The sequence below is a fragment of the Streptomyces sp. NPDC058307 genome (genome assembly GCF_042880295.1).
In the GTDB taxonomy this organism is placed as follows: Bacteria; Actinomycetota; Actinomycetes; order Streptomycetales; family Streptomycetaceae; genus Streptomyces.
In genome coordinates this window covers 1-10,756 of record NZ_JBHVYZ010000091.1, presented here as the reverse complement: position 1 = coordinate 10,756, position 10,756 = coordinate 1, and the positions used below count along the sequence as shown (strand labels likewise).

Below are 10,756 nucleotides of genomic sequence, written 5' to 3'. Positions count from 1 at the left end.
GGTCCCAACGGCGGCCAGTGCGTGCAGACGAAGCTCCTGGCCGACGGCCGGGTGGCGCTGCGGCAGTCGACCGATCCGGCCGGACCCGCGCTGATCTACACCCCGCAGGAGATCGCCGCGTTCGTCGCGGGCGTCAAGCGGGGCCTCGCCGACCATCTGACGGCCGGCTGACCACGACCCGAGCCGGACCTGCCCCCGGCAGCGACCTGCCCGACACCCCCACGCACACCACCTGAAAGGGACAGGATGAGCAACTCCCACGCCGCGCGGGAGATCGACACCAGTCGGCCCCACTCCGCGCGGATGTACGACTACTACCTCGGCGGCAAGGACCACTTCGACATCGACAAGCAGGCGGCCGAGACCGTCGCGTCGGTCTACCCCGGCATCTTCACGTGCGCCCGCGAGAACCGCGCGTTCATGCACCGCGCCACCCGCGTGCTCGCGAAGGAGCACGGCATCCGCCAGTGGCTGGACATCGGCACCGGCATCCCCACCGAGCCGAACCTCCACCAGGTCGCGCAGTCGGTGGTGCCCGACGCCCGGGTGGTCTACGCCGACAACGACCCCCTGGTCCTCAAGTACGCCGAGCGGTTGATGCGCAACACGCCCCAGGGCCGCACCGCGTACATCGAGGCCGACGTCAACAACCCGGACGCGCTGCTGAACGCGCCCGAGCTGGCCGAGGCACTGGACACCGACCGGCCGGTGGCGCTGTCCCTCAACGCCCTCATGCACTTCGTCACCGACGCGCAGGACCCGTACGGCATCGTGAGCCGGCTGCTGGCCGTGCTTCCCTCGGGCAGCGCGCTGGCCCTGAGCCACTGCACGCCCGACTTCGACCCGGACACGTGGCAGAAGGTCACGGACATCTACACGGGCGCGGGCACGCCGGTGCAGTTCCGCTCGCGCGACGACGTGGCGCGCTTCTTCGAGGGCCTGGACCTGCTCGACCCGGGAGTCACGGTCGGTCACCGCTGGCGCCCGGACAAGGAGCCCACCGCCTCCGACGCCGAGGTCAGCCTGTGGACCGGGGTGGGCATCAAGCCGTGACACGGGTCGGCCGTGCAGCCCGGGAGGTTGAGCGTGGGGTCAGCGCACCAGCAGGTCGATCACGCCCGTCAGGTCCTCCTCCCCGCCACCCTCGGCAAGCCGACGGCGCATCAACTCGAAGTAGGGGCTGACCAGTTCGGGGCTGACGCCCTGCTGTTCGGCGGTGCTCAGGAACGCCGGTGTGCCGGCCACCTGCATGGCGAGGGTGGAGACGACACCTCGGGTGTAGTCGCCGCCGCGCAGCTGGTCGGCGGTCCGGTGCACGGCCGGGGCCATCGCGACGAGCCAGTCGGCGAGCAGCGGAGCGAACGACGCGGGGTCGATGTCCTCCTTGCGGATCAGGGCGAACGCGTGGGCCGCTCCGGCGAACATCCCGTACATGGCACTGAGCAGGGCCACGTCGTGCAGCGCCGCGAAGCCCGCGTCCCGGCCGACGTAGACGGTGCCGGCCGGGACCGCCAGTGTGTCCCGGTGCCGCTCGAACAGCTCCGGCGAGCCGCTGTAGAAGACATAGCCGCCGGAGTCCGGGACACCGATCATCGGCGGGACAGCCATTATCCCGCCGTACAGGTAGCGGGCACCGCGCTCGCGGGTCCACTCGGCGCGTTCGCGGGCCTGGGCAGGGGTGCCGGTGGTCAGGTTGACCAGGTCCCGGCCGGCCAGGTCGGCGTCGGCCAGCGCGTCCTGGACCGAGGCGTCGTCCAGCAGGCAGACGACGACCAGGGAGTTCACGGCAACCGCCTCGACGGCGCTGTCCGCGACTTTCGCGCCCTCGGCGGCAAGCGGCGTGGCCCGGGCGGGGGTTCGGTTCCAGACGGTGAGCGGATGGCCGGCGGCCAGCCAGGTACGGGCCAGCGCGGTGCCCATCGCGCCGAGGCCCAACAAGGTGACGGAGGTTTTCTCAACGGTGTTCTGTGTCATGCCGTTCAGGCTGGTCACAGACGCGTGGGTGATCAAGTACGCACTTCGGAGTGGGTGGTTACCCCGGGGTGAGCGAGCACGTCGAAAGGGTGGGGCATGACGACGCTGAACCGGCCGGGCGCGCCGGGCGGACACATCTGCGGGATCGACGCCGCGATGGAGGTGATCGGCGGCAAGTGGAAGGTGCTGATCCTCTGGGCGCTCCACGAGCACCCCTGCCGCCGCTTCGGCGAACTGCGCCGGCTGCTTCCGGGCATAACCGAGAAGGTGCTCGCGTCCCATCTGCGGGAGCTGGAGACGGACGGCGTGGTGCGCCGCGTCGCCTACGACGAGGTGCCGCCCCGCGTCGAGTACTCACTGACCGCGGACGGTGAGCGCCTCAACGACGCGCTCCAGCCGCTGGCCGCCTGGGGACGCGGGCGGAGGGGCGCGCAGGGAGCGGAGTAGAGACAGATGGCGGTGGCCTGGGCGCAGGTGGCGGTGGGCCTGGACGCAGATGGTGGTGGGCCTGGCAAGATCCACTGTCATGAGCATCGAAGCGGGAGACCGGCCCGTCGCCCTGGTCACCGGGTCCACGTCGGGGATCGGCGAGGCCGTCGTACGGCGGCTCGCGGCGGACGGGACACGGGTCGTCGTGCACTCGCGGCGCAGCACGGAGGCCGGGCAGGCGCTGGCGGCGGAGCTCGGCGGGGCCTACGTCCAGGCGGATCTGGGCGTCGAGGAGGAGGCCCGCGGGCTGGTCGAGAGGGCGCTGGGGCACTTCGGGCGGCTGGACGTGCTGGTGAACAACGCGGGCATCAGCCGCCCGATCCCGCACGCGGACCTCGCGGCGGCCACCCCCGCGGACTGGCGGCAGTTGCTGGAGGTCAACCTCATCGCGCCCTGGGTGCTGTGCACCGCGGCCCTTCCGGCGCTACGGCGGTCCCCCGGAGGTGGCAGCATCGTCAACATCACCAGCCACGCCGGCGTACGGCCCAAGGGTTCCTCGGTGCCGTACGCGGCGAGCAAGGCCGCGCTGAACCACGTGACCCGGTTGCTCGCGGCTGCGCTCGGGCCCGACGTACGGGTGAACGCGGTGGCGCCGGGCCTCGTGGACACGCCGATGACCAAGGACTGGGCACAGGCGCACGAGCTGTGGCGGGACCGTGCGCCGATGCACCGCCCGGCCCTGCCCGCCGACGTCGCCGACCTGGTGGCGTCGGTGATCGGCAGCGGCTATCTGACCGGGGAGGTCATCGTGCTCGACGGCGGCCTGAACCTGACCTGAGAGCCACGGCGCTTCGTCGGCTGCGCCGTCGGATCAGGGCAGCGATCTCAGTGAGCAGGATGCTACGACCTGCGGTCGGTGCCGCCGTCGGGAGCCGGCCGGACCAGGCCCGTCCGGTAGGCGATGACGACGAGTTGCGCCCGGTCGCGGGCGTCGAGCTTCGTCATGGCGCGCTGCACGTGGGCGCGGACCGTGAAGGGGCTGAGGAACATCCGCTCGGCGATCTCCTGGTTGGACAGGCCGGTCGCGACCAGGGCGACCATTTCGCGTTCGCGCGGGGTGAGCACGGCGAGCTGTTCGGGCTGGTGCGAGGGGGCCTCGTCGGGGGTGGCCAGGAAGCGGGCGACCAGGGAGCGGGTCGCGGCGGGGGAGAGAAGGGTGTCGCCGTCGGCGATGGTCCGCACGGCGTCCAGCAGGTCCTCGGCCCCGATGCCCTTGCCGATGAAGCCGCCGGCCCCGGCCCGCAGCGCCTGGGCGACGTACTCGTCGGTCTCGTACGTGGTGAGGATCAGGATGCGGCTGGCGCGCAGTTCGGGGTCGGCGCAGATCCGGGACGTGGCGGTGAGGCCGTCCACCTCGGGCATACGGATGTCCATGACGACCACGTCCGGGCGCAGCTCCCGGGTGAGTCTCACCGCCTCCCGGCCGTCGGCGGCCTCACCGACCACGGTGATGTCGTCGGCGGAGTCGAGAAGCATCCGGAAGGCACCGCGCAGCAGCGCCTGGTCGTCGGCGAGCAGTACCCGGAGCGTCACGGCGCGTCCCCCGTCTCTCCGTCACCGGTCGGCGCGTCGGCCGTCAGCCCCTCGACGGCTGTCGCCCCGTCGAATCCGCGCGCCGCATCCTTCGCGGGCGGGAGCGGCAGCTGGGCCTGGACGAGGAAGCCGCCCTCCGGTCGCCGGCCCGCCGAGAGGTGTCCCCCGATCGCGGTGGCGCGTTCGCGCACCCCGATCAGACCGTAACCGGGCGGCCGGTCCCCCACCGCGGACGCGCTCGGCCCTCCGGATGCCGTCGGCGCCGTACGGGCGCCCCCTCCGTCGTCGGCGACGGTGAGGGTCACGCGATCTCGGTGCCAGGCGAGACCTACCCGGGCGGTTCCGGTGCCGGCGTGCTTGGTCACGTTGGTCAGGGCCTCCTGGACGATGCGGTAGGCGGTGAGGTCCACTCCCGGCGGCAGCGGCCTGGCCGTGCCCTCCTGGTGCACCGACACCTCCAGACCCGCGCGGCGGAAGGACTCCAGGAGCGTGGGCAGCCGGGACAGCCCGGGCGCCGGTTCGGGGGGCGCCGCCGCGTCCCCCGACTGGCGCAGCAGACCCACCGTGGCCCGCAGGTCGTCGAGCGCGTCGCTGGTGGTCTCGACAAGCTCCTTGAGACTCCGGCGGGTCTGCTCCGGGCGGGTGTCGAAGAGGTGGGCGGCGACCGTGGCCTGCGCGTTGGCCAGGGTGATCTGATGGGCCACCAGGTCGTGCAGTTCGCGGGCGATGCGCACCCGTTCCTCCGCCACTCTGCGGCGTGCCTCGCTGTCCCGGCTCTGCTCGGCCCGCAGTGCCCGTTCCTCCATGGCCGCCAGGTATGCCCGCCGGTTGTGCACCGAGTGCCCCAGTACGCCGGCCACCAGCGGGAACGCCGCCACCGCCCCCACCCTGCTCGCGTCCTTCCACGAGAGGGCCCCGAACAAGGGGGTGGAGGCGACGAGCAGTGCGACGGAGATGAGCGCCGCCGCGCTCACCGCGCGCCGTTCGGTGCGCGCGGTGAGCGAGTAGGAGTAGGCGGTGATCACGGCGGGAGCCGCGATGAGCGGGCTCAGCAGCAGGCCCAGGAAGGGTGCCAGCACACCGCTCGCGGTGGTGACCGCCATGGCGGCCAGCGGCGCCCGGTGCCGCACCGGAAGCACGGCACAGGACACCACGGCGATGAAGTAGGCGGCGGCAGAGGGCGGTGACAGCGTGCTGCCGTCGTCCTGCACGACGCCGCCGAGCAGACAGAGCGCGAACGCCGTCGCCGTGATCGCTCCCTCCCGCCACCACGTGCCGCGTGCTCGCGGGCCACCGCCCCCCGTGTTCGTCATGGCCGGCTCAGTCCCGCCCGACGGGCAGTCGCCGCACCGCCGCGCCCGACTCGCCCGCGGAGGACGGGACTTGCCTGCCCAGCGCCTCACCCTCGATGTCCACCTTCGGCAACACGCGGTTCAGAATACGGGGCAGCCACCAGGCCCGGTGGCCGAGCAGTGCCAGGACCGCGGGCGCGATCGCCATCCGGACCACGAAGGCGTCGAAGGCCACGGCGGCGGCCAGACCGACGCCCATCGTCTGGATGGTGGGGCTGTTCATCCCGATGAATCCGGCGAACACACTGATCATGATGATGGCCGCCGCGGCCACCACCCGTCCGCTGTGCCGGAACCCGTTGACGATCGCCTCACCGGGAGACGCGCCGTGGGCGTAGGCCTCCCGCATGCGGGTGAGGAGGAAGACCTCGTAGTCCATGGCGAGGCCGAACACGATGCCGATGATGAGGATCGGCATCAGGGACATGACCGGTCCGGTCTGTTCGATGCCGATCAGGTCCGCCGCCCACCCCCACTGGAAGACGGCGACGAGGACGCCGAAGGCGGCACCCACCGACAGCAGGAAGCCGAGAGCAGCCTTGACCGGGACCAGGACCGAACGGAAGACCACCGTCAGCAGGAGCACCGCCAGGCCGATGACCACGCTCAGATAGGGGACGAGGGCGTCGGACATGGCCTCGGAGATGTCGATGTTCAGCGCGGTGGTGCCGGTCACCAGGATGCCGGCGCCCGTGTCGGCCTCGACGCCGGGGACCGCGTCCCGGATCGCGTGCACCAGGTCCTTGGTCTCGCCGCTGTTCGGCGCGGTCCGCGGGACGGCGGTGAGAACGGCCGTGTCCTGGGCCTTGTTGAGCACCGGCTCGCCGACCGACTTCACCCCGTCCACCGCCCGTACGGTCCTGGCGACCAGGTCCGTGGCGGCGCGGGTGTCCGCAGACCCCGACATGTCCACGACCACGGTCAAGGGGCCGTTGAAGCCGGGGCCGAAGCCCTCCGACAGCAGGTCGTAGGCGCGGCGCTGGGTGGTCTGCACCGACTTGGACTCGTCTCCGGGCAGTCCGAGTTCGAGGCTCAGCGCGGGAAGGGCGACGGCGCCGAGACCGAGTCCGGCGATCATCAGCACGGCCACCGGCCGGCGCAGCACGAACCGCGCCCAGCGGGTGCCGAGTCCGGGCCGGCCGGCCGCGCCGGGCACCGGGTGCGAACGCTCTCCCGCCGCACGGGTGGCCTTGCGGACGGCGCGGGACAGGACCCGCCGGCCGAAGAAGCCGAAGAGCGCGGGGACCAGCGTCAGCGCGACGAGTACGGCGAGGGCCACGGCACCCGCGCCGCCCATGCCCATCTTGGTGAGTTCGGGAATTCCGACGACCCCCAGCCCGACCAGGGCGATGACGACGGTCGCGCCGGCGAAGACCACGGCTGATCCGGCCGTGCCCACCGCCCGGCCTGCGGCCTCCTCCGGCTCGCTTCCCCGGGCGCGCTCGTCGCGGAAGCGGGAGGTGATGAACAGCGCGTAGTCGATGCCGACCGCGAGCCCCAGCATCAGTGCCAGGATGGCGACGGTCGATGTCAGGCCCAGTGGAACGGCCAGCGCGGAGACCAGGCAGAAGGCGATGGCCACGCCCACGAAGGCGGTCAGCAGCGACAGTCCGGCCGCGACCAGCGACCCGAGGGCGAGGACCAGCACCACGGCGGCCACCGCCACGCCGATCATCTCCGTCGTCCCGCCCAGTTCTTCCTCCGCGTCCAGGGCCGAGCCGCCGATCTCCACGGTCAGCCCCGCGCTCCTGGCCCGGCTCGCGGTGTCCTCGAGGGCGCTCTTCGCCGACGCGGTCAGATCGACGGCGTCCGCGGTGTAGGTGATCGTGGAGTAGGCGATGGTGCCGTCCTCGCTGACGGCGCCTGTCGTATAGGGATTGGTGGTCGACGCGACCTGCTCGCCCTCGTCCAGCGAGGTGAGCGCGTCCTCGACGGCCGCCTTGTTCTGCCTGGCCGTCACCCGCTGTCCGTCCGGAGCCCGGAACACCAGGCGGGCCTCGGCCCCCTGGGAGTTGCTCTGCGGGAAGCGCTCGTCCAGCAGGTCGAACGCCTTCTGCGACTCGGTGCCGGGCATGGCGAGGTCCTCGTCCTCGCCGGCCGGCGCCAGGGCGGCGGCGGCGACGGCCAGCACCAGGACACTCAGCCACAGACCGCCCACGAGCCGGCGCCGCCGGAAGGCCCACCGTCCGATCCGGTAGAGAGAAGTAGCCACCTGTCGATCACTCCAGACGCCGTTAGGCAGGGGAAGCGCGCGGAATTCGCGCGCCTCCAACCCTTCCTTCCGGCGCCCCGCCGGACATCGTCCTGCGCCGCCGTCTTCCCCTGGTGCACCGGGACCAGCCACACGGGTGTCTGGTGCCTACGCACTAGAAGGCCGACTTGGCCCGTGGCCTACGTACATGGCTCCGCCGCTTCCCGGACAGGACGGAACCGCCGACCGACGCCGCCGGCGCACACTGCGGACACGGGACAGCAGCACAGCCCCCAACTCGCAGCGCACGCGCCCACTTCAGCCCGCGACATCCGTCAGCATCCGCCACCCCGGCGCGTAGTTCCCGTGCAGCACCAGCGATGCCGCCCCCACCGCGCCCACCGTCTCGCCGATCACGCTCTGCTCCACGGCGACCGTCCGGATCGTGCGGGCGACGGAGGTGCGGTTGACGGCGGCCTCGACCTCCTCGCGGATGATCGGTTCGATGCCGCGCAGCGCCTCGCCGCCGAGGACGACCCGGCTGACGTCGAGGAGACTGGCGGCGCCGCGCGCGGCCTCGCCGATACGGCGCGCGGCTCGCCGTACGACCTCGCAGGCGTCGGCGTCACCCGCGCGGGCCGCTCGGCGCAGGGCCTTCCAGTCGTGGTGCACGGCGTCGGGCGTACCGGTGAGGCCGATGCGGTCGGCGGCGGCAGGGCCGTACAGGCGCAGCAGGTCGTCGATGATCGCGGCCGGGCTGACATAGGGGCCGAGGCAGTCCATCGCACCGCAGTGGCAGACCCGGTCGCCGGGCTCCACGGCCATGTGGCCGAACTCGCCGGCGTTGCCCGAATCGCCGTGCAGGACCGTGTTGTTGAGGACGATTCCGGCGCCGACGCCGGTGCCGAGGTAGAGGAAGAGGAAGCTGCCCGCCCGGTCGGCGCCGCCGATCCAGCGCTCCCCGATCGCGGCGGCGGTGGCGTCGTTGTCCAGGGCGACGGGCAGTCCGGTGGCCTCGGCGAACATGTCCGCGAGGGGGACGCGGCCCCAGCCGGGGAAGTTGGGCGGGGAGACCACGGCGCCGGTGGTGCCGTCGAGGGGGCCGGGCGCCGCGATGCCGAGGCCCAGCAGGCGCGTGCGGTCCACGGCGCTGCGGTCCAGGAGGCGCCCGGTGGTGCGCGCTATGCGGTCCACCACGTCGGCCGGGTCGCCCGGGTCGGTGAGCCGCAGCCGCCTGCTGCCGATCACCTCACCGGCCAGGTCGACGACCACGATCACTGCGGCGTCGGGGTCGAGGTGGACGCCGACCGCGCAGGCCCCGTCGGCCCGCAGGGTCAGCAGGGTGCGGCGCTTGCCGCCGCTGGAGGGGGCCTGGCCGGACTCCGCCACGAGACCCGCGTCGAGGAGCTTGCGGACGACGTTGGAGACGGTCTGGTTGGTCAGCCCGGTGAGCGCGGCCAGCTCGACCCGGCTCACCTGGCCCGTGGTGCGGATGGCGTCCAGCACGACGGCCTGGTTGTAGCCGCCCACCCGCGGCAGGTTCGTCCCGCTGAGCATCGTCACCTGTCGGTCACCTGATCCCTCGCCTGCGCCGCCCCGGCGCTCCCAGGGCGAAAGTTTACATACTGGAAGCATTGACTTCATCCATCAAATGGATTTAGCTGGCGCCCATCAAAATCCGGCCGTCGAGGCCGATCAGCGCAGGGTGGCGCAGAGGCTGGAGCGTCGTCCGAGCTGGCCTCCAGGCTGAGAACTCGCGGCTTTCCCTCAGGTTTCGCGTTCCGGAGGAACCCACTGTGCGCTCAAGAATCGTCACCGCCGCGGCCTTCACCGCCGCCACCGCCGTGGCCGTCACCGGCTGCGGTTCGGGCTCGTCAGGCAGCTCGGCCAAGTCCATCAAGGTCGTCTACTGGCAGAACCTGGACAGCAGCAACAAGATCCAGGCCACCTTCCTCGCCTCGATGGTGAAGCAGTTCACCAAGGCCAATCCGGGCACCAAGGTCACCCTCGTGCCGGTGGTCGCCTCCGAGAACGACTACTACACCAAGCTCCAGCTCATGATGCGCTCCCCCGCGACCGCGCCCGACCTGGTCTACGAGGACACCGCGCTCATCAACTCCGACATCGCGGGCGGCTATCTCAAGCCCCTGGACTCCTACGCCGCGAAGTGGTCCGACTGGTCGCAGTACGCCAAGGCCGCCAAGGCCGCGGTGACCGGAGCCTCCGACGGCAAGACCTACGCCGTACCGGACGACACCGACACCCGCGGGATCTGGTACAACAAGCAGCTCCTCCAGAAGGCCGGGATCTCCGTGCCCTGGCAGCCGAAGACCTGGGCCGACGTGCTCGCCGCGGCCAGGAAGGTCAAGGCCAAGCTGCCCGGCGTCACCCCGCTGAACCTCTACACCGGCCAGGCGGGCGGCGAGGCCTCCTCCATGCAGGGCTTCGAGATGCTGCTGTACGGCACGCCGGCCGGCGACAAGTCGCTCTACGACGCCTCGCAGAAGAAGTGGGTGGTGGGCAGCCAGGGGTTCAAGGACGCGCTCGACTTCGTCCACACCCTCTACAGCCAGGACCTCGGCCCGTCCAAGCAGCAGGCGCTGGGCGCCAACTTCGGTACCACCGTGGGCACCGAGCTCATCCCCGAGGGCAAGCTGGCGATCGACATCGACGGCTCCTGGATGCCCAACAACTGGAGTTCGGCGGCGGCCAAGCCGTGGCCGAAGTGGCAGTCGGTGATGGGCAACGCGGCGATGCCGACGCAGAACGGCCAGGCGCCCGGCAGTACGAGCATGTCGGGCGGCTGGGCCTGGTCCATTCCGGCGAAGGCCAAGAACCCGGACCTGGCCTGGAAGTTCCTGTCGACCACACTCCAGACGAAGACCAACGCCGCCAAGTGGAACGCGACCAACGCGAACATCGCGGTGCGCACCGACGTCGCCTCGGACCCGACGTACCTGAACTCGGTGCCTACCAACAAGTTCTTCACCGAGCTGGTGGCCGACACCCACTACCGGCCCGGGCTGCCCGAGTACAACCAGGTCTCGACCGCGATCCAGAAGGCGATGGAGTCCGTGACGACCGGTCAGGACTCCGTCGACAAGGCCGCTTCGACCTTCGATAACGATGTCAAGGCGGCGGTGGGCGGCGACAAGACCGCGGAGGGCACTTCGTGACCACCCTCGCTCCGGCGCCCCGCGGGACCGGCGGTCACCCC

At 71.6% G+C, this 10,756-nt stretch carries 10 protein-coding genes; 5 read left to right on the top strand and 5 right to left on the bottom strand.

The annotated features are described in order from the left end of the window. Positions 1–171 (top strand): DUF397 domain-containing protein (locus tag ACFVYN_RS38115; RefSeq protein WP_390006881.1); only part of this gene is annotated, 171 nt, incomplete at its 5' end. Between the two features lie 75 nt (positions 172–246). Beyond that, positions 247–1,053: an SAM-dependent methyltransferase gene (locus ACFVYN_RS38110; RefSeq protein WP_390006867.1), complete on the top strand. Its 807-nt coding sequence runs from the start codon at positions 247–249 to the stop codon at positions 1,051–1,053. A 39-nt stretch (positions 1,054–1,092) separates the two neighbouring features. Here ACFVYN_RS38110 and ACFVYN_RS38105 read toward each other — a convergent pair whose 3' ends face one another. Further along, positions 1,093–1,974, bottom strand: coding sequence for an NAD(P)-dependent oxidoreductase (locus tag ACFVYN_RS38105; RefSeq protein WP_390006865.1), 882 nt, complete (start codon positions 1,972–1,974; stop codon positions 1,093–1,095). Positions 1,975–2,070: 96 nt separating this feature from the next. Here ACFVYN_RS38105 and ACFVYN_RS38100 point away from each other — a divergent pair, with 96 nt between their 5' ends. Next, the gene (locus tag ACFVYN_RS38100; protein ID WP_390006864.1) at positions 2,071–2,421 is read left to right on the top strand and encodes a winged helix-turn-helix transcriptional regulator; all 351 of its coding nucleotides are present in this window, start codon (positions 2,071–2,073) and stop codon (positions 2,419–2,421) included. Positions 2,422–2,500: 79 nt separating this feature from the next. Continuing rightward, positions 2,501–3,241: an SDR family NAD(P)-dependent oxidoreductase gene (locus ACFVYN_RS38095; protein ID WP_390006862.1), complete on the top strand. Its 741-nt coding sequence runs from the start codon at positions 2,501–2,503 to the stop codon at positions 3,239–3,241. Between the two features lie 62 nt (positions 3,242–3,303). Here ACFVYN_RS38095 and ACFVYN_RS38090 read toward each other — a convergent pair whose 3' ends face one another. The 4 genes from ACFVYN_RS38090 to ACFVYN_RS38075 all read right to left on the bottom strand — a co-directional run bounded on the left by ACFVYN_RS38090 (position 3,304) and on the right by ACFVYN_RS38075 (position 9,096). Beyond that, positions 3,304–3,996, bottom strand: coding sequence for a response regulator (locus ACFVYN_RS38090; RefSeq protein WP_390006861.1), 693 nt, complete (start codon positions 3,994–3,996; stop codon positions 3,304–3,306). Next, positions 3,993–5,309, bottom strand: a complete 1,317-nt coding sequence (locus ACFVYN_RS38085) for a sensor histidine kinase (protein ID WP_390006860.1) — start codon at positions 5,307–5,309, stop codon at positions 3,993–3,995. Before ACFVYN_RS38085 ends, ACFVYN_RS38090 begins: the two co-directional genes overlap by 4 nt. A 7-nt stretch (positions 5,310–5,316) precedes the next feature. Next, positions 5,317–7,560, bottom strand: coding sequence for an MMPL family transporter (locus ACFVYN_RS38080; RefSeq protein WP_390006859.1), 2,244 nt, complete (start codon positions 7,558–7,560; stop codon positions 5,317–5,319). 297 nt (positions 7,561–7,857) lie between these two features. After that, the gene (locus ACFVYN_RS38075) at positions 7,858–9,096 is read right to left on the bottom strand and encodes an ROK family protein (protein WP_390006880.1); all 1,239 of its coding nucleotides are present in this window, start codon (positions 9,094–9,096) and stop codon (positions 7,858–7,860) included. Positions 9,097–9,335: 239 nt separating this feature from the next. Between ACFVYN_RS38075 and ACFVYN_RS38070 the strand changes: the two genes are divergently transcribed. Beyond that, a complete protein-coding gene (locus ACFVYN_RS38070) occupies positions 9,336–10,715 on the top strand; it encodes an extracellular solute-binding protein (protein ID WP_390006858.1) in 1,380 nt (459 codons plus the stop codon). Positions 10,716–10,756 lie beyond the last annotated feature (41 nt).

Excerpts from the sequence above, each read along its gene's own strand:
- ACFVYN_RS38110 (WP_390006867.1), top strand. The coding sequence starts at position 247 with ATGAGCAACTCCCACGCCGCGCGGGAGATCGACACCAGTCGGCCCCAC.
- ACFVYN_RS38105 (WP_390006865.1), bottom strand. The coding sequence starts at position 1,974 with ATGACACAGAACACCGTTGAGAAAACCTCCGTCACCTTGTTGGGCCTC.
- ACFVYN_RS38100 (WP_390006864.1), top strand. The coding sequence starts at position 2,071 with ATGACGACGCTGAACCGGCCGGGCGCGCCGGGCGGACACATCTGCGGG.
- ACFVYN_RS38095 (WP_390006862.1), top strand. The coding sequence starts at position 2,501 with ATGAGCATCGAAGCGGGAGACCGGCCCGTCGCCCTGGTCACCGGGTCC.
- ACFVYN_RS38085 (WP_390006860.1), bottom strand. The coding sequence starts at position 5,309 with ATGACGAACACGGGGGGCGGTGGCCCGCGAGCACGCGGCACGTGGTGG.
- ACFVYN_RS38075 (WP_390006880.1), bottom strand. The coding sequence starts at position 9,096 with ATGCTCAGCGGGACGAACCTGCCGCGGGTGGGCGGCTACAACCAGGCC.